14 protein-coding genes are annotated in these 19631 nt (G+C 52.5%); 12 read left to right on the top strand and 2 right to left on the bottom strand.

The genetic code is table 11. The features are described 5' to 3' along the window. Positions 1 to 70 precede the first annotated feature (70 nt). The 5 genes from LI015_RS19410 (at position 71) to LI015_RS19390 (ending at position 7632) form a co-directional block, all read left to right on the top strand. On the top strand, positions 71 to 2068 hold the full coding sequence (locus LI015_RS19410) for a helicase-related protein (protein ID WP_002566725.1): 1998 nt from the start codon (positions 71 to 73) through the stop codon (positions 2066 to 2068). Between the two features lie 28 nt (positions 2069 to 2096). Continuing rightward, on the top strand, positions 2097 to 3350 hold the full coding sequence (uraA, locus tag LI015_RS19405) for a uracil permease (RefSeq protein ID WP_002572827.1): 1254 nt from the start codon (positions 2097 to 2099) through the stop codon (positions 3348 to 3350). Between the two features lie 519 nt (positions 3351 to 3869). Continuing rightward, entirely contained in the window at positions 3870 to 5735 is a 1866-nt protein-coding gene (gene iorA / locus LI015_RS19400) for an indolepyruvate ferredoxin oxidoreductase subunit alpha (RefSeq protein WP_227126082.1), read from the top strand. Between the two features lie 54 nt (positions 5736 to 5789). After that, complete coding sequence (locus LI015_RS19395) at positions 5790 to 6383, top strand: indolepyruvate oxidoreductase subunit beta (RefSeq protein ID WP_002566722.1); 594 nt, start codon at positions 5790 to 5792, stop codon at positions 6381 to 6383. A gap of 16 nt (positions 6384 to 6399) precedes the next feature. Next, a complete protein-coding gene (locus tag LI015_RS19390; RefSeq protein ID WP_002572825.1) occupies positions 6400 to 7632 on the top strand; it encodes a phenylacetate--CoA ligase family protein in 1233 nt (410 codons plus the stop codon). Between the two features lie 15 nt (positions 7633 to 7647). Here LI015_RS19390 and LI015_RS19385 read toward each other — a convergent pair whose 3' ends face one another. Further along, the gene (locus tag LI015_RS19385; protein ID WP_007035675.1) at positions 7648 to 7887 is read right to left on the bottom strand and encodes a FeoA family protein; all 240 of its coding nucleotides are present in this window, start codon (positions 7885 to 7887) and stop codon (positions 7648 to 7650) included. A gap of 133 nt (positions 7888 to 8020) precedes the next feature. Between LI015_RS19385 and LI015_RS19380 the strand changes: the two genes are divergently transcribed. Continuing rightward, the gene (locus LI015_RS19380; RefSeq protein WP_119204707.1) at positions 8021 to 8389 is read left to right on the top strand and encodes a hypothetical protein; all 369 of its coding nucleotides are present in this window, start codon (positions 8021 to 8023) and stop codon (positions 8387 to 8389) included. A 144-nt stretch (positions 8390 to 8533) separates the two neighbouring features. On the opposite strand, the gene LI015_RS19375 is transcribed toward LI015_RS19380, so the two are convergent. Then, positions 8534 to 9301: a DNA/RNA nuclease SfsA gene (locus LI015_RS19375; protein ID WP_227126080.1), complete on the bottom strand. Its 768-nt coding sequence runs from the start codon at positions 9299 to 9301 to the stop codon at positions 8534 to 8536. Between the two features lie 204 nt (positions 9302 to 9505). Between LI015_RS19375 and thrC the strand changes: the two genes are divergently transcribed. From thrC to LI015_RS19345, 6 genes are all read left to right on the top strand, one after another. Further along, positions 9506 to 11002 carry a threonine synthase gene (gene thrC / locus LI015_RS19370; protein ID WP_002566718.1) on the top strand — a complete coding sequence of 499 codons (1497 nt, stop codon included), beginning with the start codon at positions 9506 to 9508 and terminating at the stop codon, positions 11000 to 11002. 90 nt (positions 11003 to 11092) lie between these two features. Continuing rightward, complete coding sequence (fba, locus tag LI015_RS19365) at positions 11093 to 11956, top strand: class II fructose-1,6-bisphosphate aldolase (RefSeq protein ID WP_002566717.1); 864 nt, start codon at positions 11093 to 11095, stop codon at positions 11954 to 11956. A gap of 311 nt (positions 11957 to 12267) precedes the next feature. Next, positions 12268 to 14382, top strand: coding sequence for a glutamine synthetase III family protein (locus tag LI015_RS19360; protein ID WP_002572823.1), 2115 nt, complete (start codon positions 12268 to 12270; stop codon positions 14380 to 14382). Positions 14383 to 14596: 214 nt separating this feature from the next. Next, positions 14597 to 16468: a phosphotransferase gene (locus LI015_RS19355; RefSeq protein ID WP_002572822.1), complete on the top strand. Its 1872-nt coding sequence runs from the start codon at positions 14597 to 14599 to the stop codon at positions 16466 to 16468. 106 nt (positions 16469 to 16574) lie between these two features. Beyond that, entirely contained in the window at positions 16575 to 17636 is a 1062-nt protein-coding gene (locus LI015_RS19350) for an N-acetylmuramoyl-L-alanine amidase family protein (RefSeq protein ID WP_002572821.1), read from the top strand. An 89-nt stretch (positions 17637 to 17725) separates the two neighbouring features. Then, positions 17726 to 19531, top strand: a complete 1806-nt coding sequence (locus LI015_RS19345; RefSeq protein WP_117626783.1) for a GH25 family lysozyme — start codon at positions 17726 to 17728, stop codon at positions 19529 to 19531. The last annotated feature ends 100 nt before the right edge of the window (positions 19532 to 19631 follow it).

Genomic DNA, 19631 nt, shown 5'->3' with positions numbered 1-19631 from the left:
GCTGCCAGATGGATATGGAAACATATGCGTCTGGCTGCTTTTACGAATATTTGGAAGAAAGAGGAAATCCATGGAGATAAAAAAGGAGTGCGAGCAGTATCTGGCGGAATATTACCAGGGCCTGTTCTTTGGGAATGTGAACAAACGCTACCGGGCCATGACAGGTGCCGAACTCAGGAAACGCATGAGCCGGTTGACCGAGGCCAACCTGAAGCCGCTGGTGAAGTCCAACGAACTCAGCGATGTCCACGCCATGCTGTCAAAGGTGTGCGCCTATCTCATGCGCAGGGAAGGACACCTGACAGGGCCTGCCCTGGAGCAGTGGGAGTCCGGCTGCCGTCAGATGAATGAATTCTGTGAAGCCCTTGCCAGAAAGGACCTGGAATATGTAAACGGCCTGTCCCTTGAGGATTTGGAGCAGGTGCTGAAGATGCAGGGCATCCGCCGTTATCTCCTCACTAATTCTCTGGAGAGGGCATACCAACTGTTCTACATTCCGAAAACCATCAAGAAGGGGATCCTGGAGTCTGTGAAACAGAAGCCGGAGCAGGAATACCCAGGGGCCAGGGAGATGAAACGCAGGTTCATCCTTCATGTGGGCCCTACCAACAGCGGCAAGACCCACGACGCGCTGGAGCGTCTTAAGGAGTGCAGGCATGGAGCTTACTTCGGGCCGTTAAGACTGCTGGCCCTGGAGGTCTATGACAAGCTCAACACAGAGGGCCTGTCCTGTTCCATGGTCACAGGCGAGGAGACGCTGGAGGTGCCTGGAGCGGTCTGCCAGTCCTGTACCGTAGAGATGTTAAACGACCATGAATATTTCGATATCGTGGTGGTGGACGAGTGCCAGATGATAGCCGACCCCTACCGCGGACATAACTGGACCAGGGCAGTGCTGGGGCTTCGGGCAGAGGAAATCCACCTGTGCATGGCTCCCGAGGCAGAGGATATTGTGGTTCAGATGATTAAGCGGTGCGGCGACCAGTACAGGGTGGTGCGCCATAAGCGGAACACCCGGCTGACCATGGAGAAAAAGCCCTATAATCTGAAACAGGATTTAAAAAAGGGCGATGCCCTCATTGTGTTTTCCAAAAAATCAGTGCTGGCCCTGGCAGCCCACCTGGAGAACGAGGGAATCCACTGCAGCGTTATTTACGGAAGCCTGCCTCCCGCCACCAGGCGTGAACAGGTGCGCAGGTTCCTGGCCAGGGAGACAGAGGTGGTGGTCAGCACTGACGCCATCGGCATGGGGCTAAACCTGCCCATACGCAGAATCGTATTTGTGGAAACACGCAAATTTGACGGGGTAAATAAGCGTACCCTGAATCCGGAGGAGATAAAACAGATTGCCGGACGGGCCGGAAGATACGGTCTTTACGACGAGGGATTCGTGGCTGCCATCGACGAGCCGGAGGTCATCGAGGACGGTCTTTCCAGAATGCCCATGCCTATTATGAAGGCATATGTGGGATTCCCTGAGCAGCTTCTCAACCTTCCTGCTGAGATTGATACGCTGGTTAAGATATGGGCCGGCATGGACACGCCTTCCATTTATGAGAAGATGGAGGTGGACGAGCTGCTGGCGCTGTATATGAGTTTTGAGCATGTACACCGGGATGATATGGGGGAATACTCCCGGCAGGAAATTTATAAGCTCATCACCTGTTCCATTGACATAGACAATAAGATGGTCATGGACCTGTGGAAGGATTACTGCAGGGAATACCGTGACGTGACGGAACTGGAGTTTCCTTACAGCCCGGGAGAGGACCTGTATGATTTGGAGAGCTACTATAAGATGCTGGATCTTTATTTCCAGTTCTCCAGAAAGGTGGGGCTTCCTGTTCAGGCCGAGAACCTGGCCGAGGAGAGACGCAGCACAGAGGAGGAAATCAGCCGTATTTTAAGGACAGAATGTGCCAGCTACACCCGTAAATGTTCAGCCTGCGGGAAGGAGCTGTCATGGGATTATCCGTTCTCCATCTGCGAACGGTGTTTTGAGAGGGGTAAGATAAGCCGGGGACATAACCGCTCAGGGCGGAGGCGCGCGGCAGGAAACAGAGTATGAAACAAGTGGACAACAAAGGAGGAAAACAATGGAAAATCAACGCATCATTCAAGTAGAGGACAAGGTACCCTTTAACCTGTTGGTACCCCTCAGCATCCAGCACATGTTCGCCATGTTCGGCGCATCCATCCTGGTGCCGTTTATATTTGGCATAAACCCGGCTGTGGTGCTGTTTATGAACGGTGTGGGCACCCTGCTTTTTATCGGAGTGACAAAGGGAAAGGCCCCGGCCTATCTGGGATCCAGCTTTGCATTTCTGGCGCCGGCAGGCGTGGTCATCAGTAATTTCGGATATGAATATGCCCTGGGTGGATTCGTGGCAGTGGGGTTCTGCGGTTGTATCCTGGCCTTTATTGTATATAAATTCGGGACAGAATGGATTGAGGTGGTCCTTCCGCCGGCAGCCATGGGCCCGGTGGTGGCGCTCATAGGACTGGAGCTCTCCGGTTCAGCTGCCAGCAATGCAGGGCTTCTGGACGAGGTGCTGGACCCCAGAAAGACAATCGTGTTTGTTCTTACCCTGGGAACTGCTGTATTTGGTTCCATCCTGTTCAGAAAGTTCTTCTCGGTTATCCCTATCCTCATAGCGGTCATTGTGGGCTACGCGTCTGCCCTTGCCGCGGGTATCGTGGATTTTGCCGAGGTGGCAGCGGCTCCTGTTTTTGCCCTGCCTAATTTCAGCACGCCTAAGTTTAATCTGGAGGCTATCATGATTATCCTTCCGGTGCTCCTGGTCATCACCTCTGAGCACATCGGACACCAGGTGGTCACCAGCAAGATTGTGGGAAGGGATCTGTTAAAGGATCCGGGTCTTCACCGTTCCCTGTTCGGAGATAATTTTTCCACCATGATATCAGGACTGATAGGCTCTGTGCCCACCACCACCTATGGAGAGAATATCGGCGTCATGGCAATCACCCGTGTGTACAGCGTGCGCGTGATTGCGGGAGCGGCCGTGCTGTCCATTGTGTGCTCCTTTATCGGCAAGTTCTCCACTCTTATCAGCACCATACCCGGTCCTGTTATCGGCGGTATTTCCTTCCTGCTTTACGGTATGATTGGTACCTCAGGTCTGCGTATTCTGGTGGATTCCAGGGTGGATTACGGAAATTCCAGAAATCTGGCCCTTACCTCAGTCATATTTGTCACGGGTCTGTCGGGAATTGCCGTGAAGTTTGGAAATGTGCAGCTTACCGGTATGGTGCTGGCCTGCGTGGTAGGCATGATTTTAAGTCTGGTATTTTATGTTCTGGATTACTTTAAGCTTACCAATGATCAGTAGATTCAGGCTAAAAAATGTTTGACATCTGCGGGAAAACTTGTATAATATCTAGTAAGCTGAATCTTAAACAGCAGCCTGTCTGCTGGGGTATTCTGAGCCGTACTATACTCAGGATGGGGATTGAAATAAACCGTTGAAGCGGAGATCAAACCGTAGAGGGCGTTCACAGAGAGCAGGGGATGGTGGAATCCCTGTAACAGGCCGGCCGGCAAATGGACCGCTGAGGGAAAGGGGAAAGGCCGTCAGCTGACAGCTTACGCGCCAAGTATCCGGACCGCAGGCCTGCGTTAAGGGCAGAGCATGTACCGTACCGTTGTACCGCGCATGTTTGAGAGCGTATTAAAAAGTTAAGGTGGCATCACAGGCATTTTGGGATTCAGGCCTGTCCTTTCTTGAAAGGACAGGCCTTTTTGCGTATAATGATACCAAAACATAACAGAATGTATGGGATCAGAAGGGGCTAAAGCCTGTCTGAACGTATATCTGACAAACAAAACACGGTTGGGAAGGAGAAGGGGAATGTCCAAATCATTTTTAATGGGAAATGAGGCAATCGGCCTGGGCGCTGTCCGGGCAGGAGTTAAGGTGGCTTCCGGTTATCCGGGTACACCCTCGACGGAAGTACTGGAGACGGTGGCCAAGCATAATCCCGGAGATATCTATGTAGAGTGGTCTGTCAATGAAAAGGCAGGTATGGAGGTGGCGGCCGCGGCTGCATACACCGGAGCCAGGACCATGGTCACCATGAAGCAGGTAGGGCTGAATGTGGCTTCAGACCCTCTGATGAGCCTGGCTTATGTGGGGGTAAAGGGAGGCATGGTGGTAGTGGTGGCCGACGATCCGGGGCCCATATCTTCCCAGACAGAACAGGATACACGCAGGTTCGGCCAGTTTTCCAAGCTGCCGGTATTTGATCCCAGCTCTCCGGAAGAGGCATACGAGATGATTAAGGATGCCTTTGAATATTCTGAGAAATATCATACTCCTGTGTTGTTCCGCCCTACCACAAGGCTATGCCACGGATGCGCCAGCGTGGAGCTTAAGGAACGGGTCAAGCTTCCGGCGCCAGAGGGTTTTGTCAAGGATTCCGGCAAATGGGTCATTTTCCCCAGGCTGTCCCATGCAAACCACAGGATGATTGAGGCGCGCAATCCCATTATAGGGGAGGACTTTTCAAGCTACAGGTTCAACCTGCTGCATAGGGAAGAGGGAAACACGGTCAAGGGCATCATCACTCATGGCATCAGCTATGAGTTTGTCATGGAAGCCCTGAACGGATACAGAGGAGCAAGGGTGCTTAAGGTATCCACCCCCAATCCCATGCCTGAGCGTCTGCTTCTGGAATTCGCAGAAGGACTGGACCAGGTGATGGCTGTGGAGGAACTGGATCCGGTTCTGGAACAGGAGCTGCTGCTTCTTAGCGGCAGGCACCATCTGCCTCTGGAAGTAAAGGGCAAGCTTACAGGGGAAGTGCAGACCGCCGGTGAAAACTCCGTGGAGTCTGTCAGAAGGGTTCTGGAAGAGTATCTGGGAGAAGCCTATATCCGGTATCTGGAAGGACTGGAAGGCGGTGCAGCGGAGCCGGAAGCAGCCCTGCCGGTTCCGCCGCTGCCGGTGCGTCCGCCGGTACTCTGTGCCGGATGTCCCCACCGGGCATCCTTCTACGCGGTAAAGAGAGCCATGGAGAAGTTAAATGAAGGCCTGGGGGAGGGCGCGGCGCCCATAGAGGGAGTTTACTGCGGCGATATCGGCTGCTATACTCTGGGCAATGCAAAGCCTCTGGATATGGTGGACACCTGCCTGTGCATGGGCGCCGGGATTACCATGGCCCAGGGGCTGCAGCGGGTGGAGCCGGACAAACGGTATTTTTCCTTTGTGGGAGATTCCACCTTCTTTGCCTCCGGTCTCACAGGTATTGTCAATGCGGTATACAATGAGGCCAGCCTGACCCTGTGCATCCTGGACAACTCCACCACGGCCATGACAGGCCACCAGCCCCATCCGGGTACAGGCCGCACCATGATGGGAAATGTAGTGGAGAAAGTGGACATTACAAAGGTGCTGGAGGGCATTGGCGTAAAGAATACCGTTACAGTGGACGCGCTGGATTTAAATGCGTGTGTGGACGCCGTGCTTAAGCTGTCCGCCATGAAGGGCGTGAAAGCCATTATTTTCAAGTCCCCCTGTGCGGCTATCATAAAAAGCTTCCGGACGTGCAGGATTGCGGAGGACAGATGTGTGAACTGCCGGACCTGCATCAATGAGATTGGCTGTCCCGCATTGGTGCTGGACGGGGATATGGTGCGCATAGACAGCGGCCTGTGCACCGGATGCGGCCTGTGCAGCCAGATCTGTTCCGTAGACGCCATTGAAACGGTTAAATAGTCCTGCTTCAGACGGACAGGACAGGGAAGATGCTTGGAGAGCGAGGTATATAAGATGACAAAAAATGTATTGCTGTGCGGAGTGGGCGGTCAGGGCACTGTCCTGGCATCCCGTCTCATAGCCCTGGCGGCCATGGAGAAGGGAATGGAGGCCAGGGGAGCTGAAACCATCGGCATGGCCCAGAGGGGCGGAAGCGTGGTGAGTCATGTGCGTATCGGTGAGGAGATATATTCTCCGCTGATACCCCACGGCGGGGCAGACGTGATCATCGGCTTTGAACCGGCAGAGGCTGTCCGGTGCCTGCCTTACCTGAAAAAGGGCGGCTGTGTGGTGGTATCCCCGGCCCCCATACGGCCGGTGACAGCTTCCCTGACAGGAGGTGCCTACACGGGCCGGGAGATGATGGAATACCTGGAACATGCCGGGGAGAACCTGGTGGTGGTGGATGCAGCGTCCATTGGCATGGAGTGCGGTTCCCCGAAGGTGATGAATGTGGCCCTGCTGGGAGCAGCCATTGCCAGCGGACTGATAGGAATTTCCCTGGAGGAGATGGAGGCAGCCATTGAAAAAAGAGTGCCGGAAAAGTTTAAGGACATGAATATGAAGGCCCTGAAGCTGGGCGCGGCAGCCAGCGCCATGATAAGATAAACGGAGGATTAACCAGATGAAGATGAAAGAATCCCAGTTCCTTCTCATTAAGGAACAGCTCAAGAAACTGACAGCCAAGGAGTGCTTTTACAAGCATAAGCTGGAAGGCGTCAATGTGAATCAGATACAGTCCCAGGAGGATTTCGAGAAGCTCCCTTTTACCTGGAAGGGTGATTTGAGGGAAGCCTATCCTCTGGGCCTGATGGCTGCTCCGGAAGAGAAAATCGTGCGTATTCATTCTTCCTCAGGCACCACCGGAACACCGGTCATCATTCCCTATACCCAGAAGGATGTGGATGACTGGGCTCTGATGTTTGCGCGCTGCTATGAGATGGCGGGCATCACAAACCTGGACCGTATCCAGATTACGCCGGGATATGGTCTGTGGACAGCCGGAATCGGTTTCCAGCTGGGAGCGGAGCGTCTGGGCGCGATGACCGTTCCCATGGGACCCGGCAACACGGATAAGCAGCTGCGCATGATGATGGATATGAAGTCCACGGTCCTGTGCGCCACGTCCTCCTATGCTCTTTTGCTGGCGGAGGAGATTGCCAAGAGAGGCATTGGAGAGCGCATCCATCTGAAAAAGGGTGTTATCGGTTCCGAGCGCTGGGGCGAGAAGATGAGGAACAGGATAGCGGCTGAGCTGGGAGTGGATCTGTTCGACATTTACGGCCTTACGGAGGTGTACGGGCCGGGAATTGCCATTAACTGCGAGAAACAGGGAGCCATGCACTACTGGGATGACTACATATATATCGAGATTGTGGACCCCAAGACAGGTGAGGTGCTGCCTGACGGCGAGGTGGGAGAAATTGTCATCACTACCCTGAAAAAGGAAGGTGCTCCCCTGATTCGCTACCGCACTCACGACCTGTCCAGAATCGTGCCGGGAGACTGTCCCTGCGGTTCGCCTTATCCCAGAATCGGCACCCTCATTGGGCGTACCGACGATATGGTCAAGGTAAAGGGCGTGAACATATTCCCAAGCCAGATAGAGGAGCTTTTAAGCTCCATAGAAGGTGCCTCCAGCGAATACCAGGTCATGGTGGACCACCTGATGGGCAAGGATGTGCTGACCTTATTTGTGGAGACAAATCCATCCATTAACAAATACGCCCTGGAAATCGAAATCCAGAATCAGTTTAAGGGGCGGATTGGCCTGACTCCTGTGGTGAAGCTGGTGGAGCTGGGCGAGCTTCCAAGAAGCGAGAAGAAGTCTACCCGTGTATTTGACAACCGGTATTAAGGCAGTCATGGAGGTTTAAACTGGCTGCAAAGGCCGCACCAGCACTTCCCTGGCATTTTGGGGCCTGAGGGCGATGACCGTGTCCTGTATCTGGTAGGCGGACATGCGGCCGCGCCTCCCCTTCAGAATACAGGTCACCAGTGCCGGGGCTGTAAAACCCAGCTCTTCCAGCCGCAGCGACATAGGCGGTTCGCTGATAACCCAGACGATTTCGGCCCGTTCTCCCGGTTTCAGTTCATGTAGCGGATAGACCATAGTGAATCACCGTTCAGGTTTGTTATGATATTATATGCAGAGTACGTATCTGTGGGAATAAAAGGAGGGTTGTCACACTTTTGGCCCAGCCCCGTATAATAAAGTACAACCTAGATGAAAGGAGATTAACACTATGAATTATAATAATTGTAATGGTTGGAATGAATATGCAGGAACTTATGAGGGAGCTTATTATGCAGGGGATGCAGCGTTTGCCAGAACGGCCGCTGCAGGCGGAAACTGCGGAAGTACTGCGGCCGCAGCCGCAGCAGGCACTGCCGGGTCATGCGGCGGAACAGGCCGGACCTGCGATTTATACTGGCAGGGCTATATGGCAGGGTTCTATGCCAATAACAGATGTAATCAGTCGGCTGAGGCAAGGACGGCTGCCCAGGCAGCAGACCGGACCGCTGCGGCTTCAAACTGCCGCTGCTCCTGCAATAACTGCAATAATTGCGGTAGTTGGAACAATTGCGGCAACTGCGGCAACTGCCGCTCTTAAAAACTGCCGCTCTTAAAATAACTGCCGCTCTTAAAATACCTGAAGTTTGGGGATTATATTATTCAACATGAATGCTGAAACGGCCAGGGCTTCCCAAAGGGAGGCCCTGGCCCGGAGCGTTAAAAGGGTATATTGCGGCATGTTCTAATCCAGAATGACCTTTACCGGTGAATCCACAATCATGGTATCGGGTGTTACGAGACAGTCATATGCCAGCACATGGACGCCGGCTTCACGGGCCTGCCTGAGCGCGTCCCCAAAGGCCGGATGGGTCATGTCATTGGGGGTAAAGCCACGGATGCCCTTCATCTGGATGACAAACAGGACATAAGCCTCATAACCTTCCTCATGGGCCCTTATAAGGCCCTTTAAGTGTTTGATGCCCCGTTCCGTGGGCGCGTCAGGAAACATGGCCACACCGTTTTCCTCCAGGGTTACGCCTTTGACTTCCATAAAGGCCGGGGACACTGCCTTTGTATCCCGGTCTCTCAGGGAGAATGCCAGGTCAAACCGTGAGTCGCCGTGGGTGACCTCCCGCCGTATGTCACAGGGTACATAAGGTCCAAGATGGGAAAAGGGGGAGCCGGCTTTTTCCGCACAGCCGCAGCTGTCCATGCTGCCGTCCAGTGAGGTCAGCCACTCCCATGCAGCCTTGTTGGGGGCCTGGGAGTCCATATTGATGAACAGATCATTTTTATATACGCCAATCAGGTCATACTCGGTCTTTCTTCCGGAAACGGCTGCGTCCGGATGGAATTCCAGTATAACCGCGGCTCCGGGAATCAGAAGCTCCCGGCACCGGCCGGTGTTTTTTACATGGCATACCACTGTTCTGTTCCCTGTCTTTACATGGGCGATAAAGCGGTTGGGCCGGCTTACAAAGGTTCCGGCAACTATGTGTTCATAGGTCATGATAATGTTCCTCCCGGGCTTATTGGGCCTGTACGGATACCGCGGCTGATGAGGCCCGGCCGGTATGGGGACAGGCTGTATCAGTATACCAGATAAAGGGCGGAAAAGGAAGGTATCCGTGTTTGCAGTTGCGTCTGTCCGGGAAATATGTTAATATTTTGGTAACATTACTAATTGAGAATTTCAAAAGCGAGGAAAAAGAGTATGGGATTAACCTATCAGAGTACAAGAGGCGGTGAAAAGGAAGTGACAGCTTCCATGGCCATCTTACAGGGCCTTGCAAAGGACGGCGGCCTGTTCATGCCGTCCTGTATTCCGCAGCTGGATGTGCCCCTTGAAAAGCTGGCGTCCATGACATACCAGGAAACAGCGTATGAGGTCATGAAGCTGTTCCTGACAGATTATACGGAAAAGGAACTTAAGGACTGTATCGCCAGGGCCTATGACAGCAAGTTTGATACAGAGGAGATAGCGCCTCTGGCAAAGGCTGACGGGGCATATTATCTTGAACTGTACCATGGAAGCACCATAGCATTCAAGGACATGGCTCTGTCCATCCTGCCGCACCTTATGACGACAGCGGCCAGGAAGAACCATGTGGACCGGGAAATCGTCATTCTCACGGCCACATCCGGGGATACGGGCAAGGCGGCCATGGCCGGATTTGCAGATGTGCCCGGCACACGGATCATTGTATTCTATCCCAAGGACGGAGTCAGCAAGGTCCAGGAGCTTCAGATGCGCACCCAGAAAGGGGACAACACCTCTGTGGTGGCAATCCACGGCAATTTTGATGACGCTCAGACCGGCGTGAAGAAAATGTTCGGGGACAAGGACCTGGAAGCAGAGCTTATGGGAAAGGGGTTCCAGTTTTCCTCGGCAAATTCCATTAACATTGGCCGTCTGGTTCCTCAGATTGTATACTATGTATATGCTTATGCCAAACTGTTAGAAGCAGGAGAGATAGAGAAGGGCGAGAATATCAATGTGGTGGTGCCCACAGGTAATTTCGGCAACATCCTGGCAGCCTATTTTGCCAAGCGTATGGGACTTCCTGTAAAGACTCTGGTATGCGCCTCCAATGACAATAAAGTCTTGTATGACTTTTTTACCACAGGAATTTATGACAGGAAAAGAGAGTTTATCCTCACCAATTCACCGTCCATGGATATCCTTATATCCAGCAATCTGGAGCGCCTCATCTACATGAGTACAGGATGTGACGCCCTTGCAAGCGGAAACCTGATGCGGGGGCTTTCCCAGGAAGGAAGATATGAGGTTACGCCTGAAATGCGCGCCTTCATGTCTGATTTTGTGGGAGGTTTTGCCACCCAGGAACAGAACGCTGCCACCATCAAAAAACTGTTTGATGATACGGGCTATCTCATTGACACCCATACAGGCGTTGCGGCTTCTGTATATGGAAATTACAGGAAGGAAAGCGGGGATGACACAAAGACAGTCATAGCGTCCACTGCCAGTCCGTATAAATTCTCCCACAGTGTCATGGAAGCCATTGCAGGCAGAGAAGGACTGGAGGGCAAGGATGAATTTGAAATTGTGGATGCGTTAAGCGCCCTGTCCGGCGTCGCTGTTCCCCAGGCTGTGGAGGAAATCCGCCATGCAGCCGTCCGCCATAACAGGGAATGCGGCGTGGATGATATGAAGAACGAGGTAAAGGACATCCTGGGCATCAGCTGATTTAATGAAAAACATCTTCCTTTTTGTTCGCGTATGCGATATAATGGGTGAGATAGTTAATAAAATAACAAAGTTATAAGGAGGTATAATATGTTAGTTTCAGCAAAAGACATGCTTGAAAAAGCAAGGGAAGGCAAGTACGCAGTTGGCCAGTTTAACATCAACAACCTGGAGTGGACCAAGTCCGTACTGCTGACAGCAGAAGAACTGAAATCTCCGGTTATCCTGGGCGTATCCGAGGGCGCAGGAAAGTATATGACAGGATTTAAGACAGTTGCTGCCATGGTTGAGGCCATGATGGAAGAACTGAACATCACGGTTCCGGTTGCCCTGCATCTGGACCATGGTACTTACGATGGCTGCTATAAATGTATCAAAGCAGGATTTTCCTCCATCATGTTTGATGGTTCCCACTATCCAATCGAAGAGAACATCGAGAAGACAAAGGAGCTGGTTAAGGTAGCACATGCCATGGGTCTGTCCCTGGAGGCAGAGGTTGGCTCCATTGGCGGTGAGGAAGACGGCGTGGTAGGCTTAGGCGAGTGCGCTGATCCTCAGGAGTGCAAGGCCATCGCTGATCTGGGAATTGACTTCCTGGCAGCCGGTATCGGCAATATCCACGGAAAATATCCTGAGAACTGGCCGGGCCTGCGCTTCGATGTACTGGAGCAGGTAAAGGCAGCCGTAGGCGACATGCCTCTGGTTCTTCACGGCGGTACAGGTATCCCTGAGGATATGATTAAAAAGGCTATCAGCCTGGGCGTTGCAAAAATCAATGTAAACACAGAGTGCCAGCTGTCCTTCGCAGCAGCCACCAGGGAATACATCGAGGCAGGCAAGGACCTGAAGGGCAAGGGCTTTGACCCAAGAAAGCTTCTGGCTCCGGGCGCTGATGCTATCCGGGCAACTGTTAAGGAAAAGATGGAGCTGTTCGGTTCCGTTGGCAAGGCCTAATATATGATGTACCGGCTGATTTATAACCTACATCACTATAACAGATGCCAGTTATTAATGCAGCTTCATAATCCTTATTAGAATAAAAATGCATATTTATTTAAAAACCACTTGCAATTTCAGTGGAAATGGTTTATTTTAATAAAGAACAAAGGTGTTCTCTCTCAGAGGGGGAACACCTTTTTATTATATATCCGCGCGGACTTAATATAATTACGTGAGAAGAGATGTATGACCCGGGAGAACTGTGACCTGAGGATTTGGGAAACGATTTTGGAAAAGGAAGATAAAAAGAGAGGATGGATAATTCTATGAGCGATGTATTGAATGTATCGGAGATGTTCGGTAAAAATGTATTCAATGACGCGGTGATGAGGGACCGTCTGCCAAAGAGTGTGTACAAGAAGCTGAAGAAAACCATTGAAGACGGGGCAGAGCTGGACCCCAGTATTGCGGATGTGGTTGCCCATGCCATGAAGGACTGGGCAATTGAGAGGGGAGCCACCCACTATACCCACTGGTTCCAGCCGCTGACAGGCGTGACTGCAGAGAAGCATGATTCCTTTATCTCTGCTCCCTCCGACGGTAAGGTAATCATGGAATTCTCCGGCAAGGAGCTGATCAAGGGCGAGCCGGACGCATCCTCATTTCCATCCGGCGGCCTTCGCGCTACCTTTGAAGCCAGGGGATATACGGTTTGGGACTGTACCTCACCGGCCTTTTTGCGGGAAGACGCCATCGGCGTGACACTGTGCATCCCCACTTCCTTTTGTTCCTATAAGGGAGAGGCGCTGGACAAAAAGACCCCGCTGCTGCGTTCCATGCAGGCTGTCAATGAGCAGGCATTAAGGATACTGCGCTTATTCGGCAACACCACAGCCAAGCGGGTCGCACCGTCCGTGGGCGCGGAGCAGGAATATTTTCTGGTAGACAGAGAAAAATATCTGCAGCGCAAGGACCTGATTTACACCGGACGCACCTTATTCGGCGCAATGCCTCCCAAGGGCCAGGAGCTGGAGGACCATTACTTCGGCGCCATCCGTGAGAGAATCGGTTCTTACATGAATGATGTAAATAAAGAGCTGTGGAAATTAGGCGTGCCTGCCAAGACACAGCACAATGAGGTGGCTCCTGCCCAGCATGAGCTTGCTCCCATCTACGAGGGTGTGAACCAGGCCGTTGACCACAACCAGATTGTGATGGAGACCCTTAAGAAGGTGGCCGGACGCCACGGCATGGCCTGCCTTCTCCATGAGAAGCCCTTTGCAGGCGTCAATGGTTCCGGTAAGCACGACAACTGGTCACTGACCGGGGATGACGGCACCAATCTCCTGAACCCCGGCGACACGCCCCACGAAAACATCCAGTTCCTTCTGGTACTGGCATGTATCATCAAGGCCGTGGATATCCATGCAGACCTTCTCAGGGAATCCGCCTCCGATGTGGGAAATGACCACAGACTGGGAGCCAACGAGGCGCCGCCCGCCATCATATCCATCTTCCTGGGAGAGCAGCTGGAGGATGTAATCGACCAGCTGTGCAGCACCGGCGAAGCCACCCACTCCAAACAGGGCGGTACCTTAAAGACCGGCGTAGACATTCTTCCGGACCTGGATAAGGATGCCACGGACAGGAACCGTACATCACCCTTTGCCTTTACGGGCAATAAATTTGAGTTCCGCATGGTGGGGTCCTCGGATTCCATCGCCTCCCCCAATACTGTGCTGAACACCATTGTGGCAGAGGCCTTTAAGGAAGCAGCAGACATGCTGGAAAAGGCAGAGGACTTTGATATGGCTGTACATGATTTCATCAAGGAGACCCTGGCTGCCCATAAGAGAATTATTTTTAACGGAAATGGCTATTCAGACGAGTGGGTGGCTGAGGCTGAGAGGAGAGGACTTCCAAACATCCGCTCCATGGTGGATGCCATCCCGGCCCTGACAACGGATAAGGCGGTGAAGCTGTTTGAGGCGTTCGGGGTATTCACAAGAGCTGAGCTGGAATCCAGGTCTGAGGTGGAATATGAGAACTATTCCAAAGCCATTAACATTGAGGCCAGGACCATGTATGACATGGCCAGCAAGTCTATTATACCGGCAGTTATCAAGTATACCACACAGCTGGCTTCCTCCATCGCAGCCGTGAAGGGCGTATGCCAGGAAGCCGATGTAAGCACCCAGACAGAGCTGCTGATAGAGACCTCAAAGCTGCTGGCAGAGATAAAGACAGCCCTTGCCCGCCTTTTGGAGGTGACAGAAAAGGCTGCCGCCGCTGAGGGTGGTAAGGTTCAGGCACTCGTCTACCACAGCCAGGTGGTGCCGGCCATGGAAGCACTCAGAGCACCTGTGGACCAGCTGGAGATGATTGTGGATAAGGAACTGTGGCCAATGCCCAGTTATGGGGATTTGATATTTGAAGTGTAAGTTTATGGATAGGAAAGCCAGGTTCCGGAAAATCGTTCCGAGCCTGGCTTTTTAGAGTTATGATTTCAAAATTGGAATATTTTCTTCCATATTTTGAACGCTGTGATGCTGCTTTTTATACTTGCTTTTTTTAACGGGTATGATATAATGTTCATATATTTTTGAAAAGCGATAGATTTGAACATAAAACAGGCAGGGAAGCGAGGATTACACAATGGACAGACATGGACTTGTATGCAGGGCAGTACTGGAGCAGCCGGATATTACCCAGAGAGAGCTGGCCGGAAAGCTGGATGTCTCCCTGGGCACGGCCAATGGTTTGATTAAGGAATGTCTGGCAAAGGGATATATAGGAGAGGAAAGCAGCCAAAAGGGCAAGGCCCGATGGAGGCTTATGCCGGATGGCCGGAAGCTGTTAGACCAATATAAGGTGGACGGTGCCCTTATTATTGCAGCGGGCTTCGGTTCACGTTTTGTCCCCCTGACCTTTGAGACGCCCAAGGGGCTTCTGGAGGTCTTTGGAGAGCGCATGATTGAACGTCAGATTAAGCAGCTTCACGAAGTGGGCATAAGGAACATAACCATAGCAGTGGGATATCTGAAGGAGAAGTTTGAATACCTTATTGATAAATACGGCGTGGAGCTTCTGTACAATCCTGAGTATACCAGTAAAAACACCCTGACCACCATTTACCGGGCCAGGAAGGTGCTGGAGGGGCGCAATATGTACGTCCTGTCATCGGATAACTGGATGCGGGAGAATATGTATCATGCCTATGAATGCGGGGCCTGGTACAGCTCTGCCTTTCAGAGGGGAGAGACCAGGGAATGGTGCCTTTATTTTAATAAAAAGGGGAGGATCACCGGCGTAAAAGTAGGCGGACGGGACCAGTGGGTCATGTATGGTCCGGCTTATTTTTCCCGGGAATTTTCCCGGCAGTTCCTTCCGGTGCTGGAAGCTTACTATAAGACGCCGGGGACAGAGCAGTTTTACTGGGAACAGGTCTATGTGGACATGTTGGAGGGAGAGGCCAGACGGCGGCTTGAGGAGGAAGGCGGCGGACTGCTGGAAGCAGCCCAGGAAGCTGGCGGCCTGGCGGCCTCCCGGTGGGATGAAATAGAGATGGATGTGAACCGTCAGCCGGATGATCAGGTATATGAATTTGAGAACCTGGAGGAGCTGCGTCTGTTTGACCCCCGCTATCAGAATCATTCTGACAATGCGGCCATGAAGCTGGTCGCAGAGGTATTCAAGGTACCGGAATCCAGCATTAAGGATATCCGCTGCCTGAAAGCAGGCATGACCAACAAGTCCTTTCTGTTTAAGGTGGAGGACCGCCACTGCATCTGCCGCATACCGGGTCCGGGAACAGAACTTCTGATTAACAGGGAACAGGAAAAAACAGTCTACGATGCCGTTGCCTCACTGGAAATCACCGAGCATGTGCTGTACATGAATGAAAAGACCGGGTATAAGATAGCAGATTACTATGAAGGTACCAGAAATGCGGATTCCGCAGATTGGGCCGATATGGAGAAATGCATGTCCATGGTGCGCCGCCTTCACCAGTCAGGCATCACGGTGGCCCATTCCTTTGATATCCGGGAGAGGATCAGCTTTTACGAAAAGCTGTGCAGGAGCCACGGCGCCCTTTTGTTTGAGGATTACGAGGAAGTAAAGGGGTGGATGGACTGGCTTATGGATACCCTTGACTCAATGGAACGCCCAAAATGCCTGTGTCATATTGATGCAAATGTGGATAACTTTCTCTTTTTTGAGGACGGCAGTGTAAAACTTCTGGATTGGGAGTATGCCGGCATGTGCGATCCGGTGATGGATGTGTCCATGTGCGCTATTTATTCCTATTACAAGGAAGAGGACATGGAGCGGCTTTTCAGGCTTTATCTCAGGCGGGAGCCCTCGGAAGATGAACTGTTTGCGCTCTATGCCAATGCTGCCCTGGGCGGATTCCTGTGGTGCCTGTGGGCTGTATATAAAAGTATTCTGGGAGATGAGTTCGGAGAATACACCATCATCATGTACCGGTATGCAAAAAAATATTATAGGAAATTACGGAAATTGTAATAAATTTGTTACCAAATGAATATGGGTTTGTGCTATAATCGGAGATATGTAAACGGTTGGGGATTCGTATGCCCCGGCCAGATATACCAGGCGAGGAGGATGACAAATGGGATATAAAAAGTACTGGGCGGCAATGGCGGCAGCCGGTATGATTGGGGCCATGTCATTGGGGTCTGTATTTACCAGCTATGCGGCGGACGGATGGAGTAAATCCAATGATAGTTGGACTTATATCTATAACGGACAGACACATACAGGATGGCTTCAGACCAGCGAGGGCTGGTATTACATGGACTTATCCACGGGACATATGTCCACGGGTTTTAAGCAGATTGACGGCAAGTGGTATTTCTTCAGGCCGAATGGTCTTATGGCCATGGGCTGGATTAATCCTGAGGACGGCAAGTGGTATTATATGCTGAACGACGGCAGCATGGTTACAGGCTGGCTGAAGATTGGCAATGACTACTACTTCATGCGGGGCAACGGTACCATGGCAACCGGCTGGCGTGAGATGGACGGGGCCTGGTATTATTTCCAGAGCAACGGAAAGTGCGTGGTTAATTCCTGGGCACAGATTAAGGACAACTGGTATCTCTTTGGCACGGACGGCAAGATGATGACGGGCTGGGCTAAAGTGGATAATGATTATTTCTACCTGAATACGGACGGCCGGATGCTGATCGGCTGGCTGAGCGACAGCGAAGGCAACAAATATTATATGGATACAAGCAACGGCAAGATGTCCACGGGCTGGAAGCAGATTGATAATTCCTGGCATTACTTCAACAGCAACGGACATATGATGACGGGATGGATTCAGCTGGACGGCAAGTATTATTATCTGAACCCTGCCAACGAGGGCAAGATGATTGCAGGTACCACAGCTACCATCAACGGTGTACAGTATAACTTTGACGGCAGCGGCGTATGCCAGAATGCCAACGGCGTATCGGCCCAGACACCGGGAACTGTGAACAATAATTCCGGCAGTTCCGGCGGCAGCGGCGGACCTGGAGTGTCCGGTTCTTCCGGCTCCGGTATCAGCAGCGGCACACCGGGCGGCTCCGGAAACAGTTCAAACGGCCCGACCAGCGGCAATTCCAATAACAGCCCATCCGGCTCATCAACTGCGCTTGAACCAGGACGGACAGACGGACCAGGTTGATTGACAGCGGTTTAATAAGGGGGGATGTGACAGCGGATGGCTGGACATCCCCTCTTTTTTGAAAAATACAAAGGTATGAGGAGAATACTATGAAAAATACGACGCAGATCATGAGGCGCTGCCACGCACTTGCCCTGGCAGGACTCATTGGAGCAGGGACAATTGTGCCTGCCGGTACATCCCTGGCCGTGGGACCGGGGGAGACCCAGTCCGCCACGGTCATATCTCCTGTAGGACCGGGGCAGAGCTCCGCTGGCAGCACAGGGACTGCTTCCGGAACAGGAAGCACCTCAGGACAGTCTGCTTCCACTGCAAATCCCAATGCGTGGAAGAAGGTAAACGGCGTATACCAGATGCCGGACGGCTCAGCTATCAATAATGTGCTGTTCCGGGGAATTGACGTGTCCAGGTGGCAGGGGGATATTAACTGGAGCCAGGTAGCTGCGGACGACGTGTCCTTCGTCATGCTGGGCACCCGTTCAAAGGGCGCAGTAGACCCTTATTTCCACAGGAATATCCAGCAGGCCAGCGCGGCAGGAGTCAAGGTGGGTGTATACATCTATTCCCTGGCCATGACGCCTGAGATGGCAGTGGAGGAGGCGAATTTTGTTCTCAACCTGATTCACGATTATCCGGTCTCCTATCCGGTGGCCTTTGACATGGAGGATTCCACCCAGGGAACCCTTTCCAAGGATGAGCTGGCAGCCATCGCCAACGCGTTCTGCGGGCGGATTTCAGAGGCAGGCTATTATCCGGTTATCTATGCCAATGACAACTGGCTTGCCAATAAGCTGGATATGAGCAAGATGAATTACCCTGTATGGGTGGCGCGCTATTCCGCCAAACCGGCCTATCAGAATCCCGTTATGTGGCAGGCAACCAGCACCGGCGCTGTAAACGGTATAAGCGGCAATGTAGATATTGATTTCCAGTTCAAGGATTTCACCTCTGTGATTCCGGCGAATACGTGGAGAACCATCAATGGCCAGACCTACTATTACCAGAACTATGCAAAGCAGAAGAACAACTGGATTCAGGATGACGGCACATGGTACTATATGAACGGGGACGGTTTGGTGTCCAAGGGCTGGCTTAACCAGTCCGGCAAGTCCTACTATCTGGATGACACTACCGGTAAGATGATAACCGGCTGGAAATCCGACAGCGGGAAATGGTATTACTTCGGCAGCTCAGGCGCCCTTTCCAAGGGCTGGATTAATGACAACGGAACCTGGTATTACAGCAACCAGGAAGGCGTGATGCAGACAGGCTGGCTGGACGACGGCGGGCGCAGATACTTCCTGGAGGGAAATGGGGCCATGGCAAAAGGCTGGACCAGCCAGAACGGGAAGTGGTACTATCTGGACAGCTCAGGAGCTCTTTCCAGGGGCTGGATCAATGACAATGGAACCTGGTATTACAGCAGCCAGGATGGCGTGATGCAGACAGGCTGGCTGGATGACGGCGGTGAGCGCTATTACCTGAAGGGGTCCGGCGCCATGGCCACAGGTTGGCGTGAGATGGATGGGGCCTGGTATTATTTTGAGGGCTCAGGACGTATGGCCAAAGGCGTGATCGACGTGGGCGGACTCCACTACTATATGGACCCATCCACAGGCCGGATGGCGGCAGGCACCACCGTGGATATAGGCGGCGTGGCCTATACTGCTGACGGAAGCGGAGTGCTCAGCCAGGTTGTGCAGGAAGCGGGAAATGAGACCGGAGACAGCCAGACAGGAAATGTACAGACCCAGGCGCCGGACGGCAGCCAGGGAGGACAGGCACCACAGCCTTCACAGAACGGCGGGGTATCTAACCAGGCACCGGGTTTGGGCCAGGCTGTCACCGGTTCATCCGGCGGACCGGGCGTGGTGGTCACGCCATTAGGGCCGTGACAGCCGCCGCTGGGTTTAATGTAATGGACAATAAGCTCAATCAGGGTATCATTTTTATCAGGATATAACTTCAATATGATGTAAAATCAGCCAAGCGGCG

The sequence above is a fragment of the Enterocloster sp. 210928-DFI.2.20 genome (assembly GCF_020554465.1).
Classification (GTDB): Bacteria; Bacillota; Clostridia; order Lachnospirales; family Lachnospiraceae; genus Enterocloster; species Enterocloster bolteae.
The sequence above is the reverse complement of the archived record's forward strand: the minus strand, read 5'-3'. Positions and strand labels throughout refer to the sequence as shown.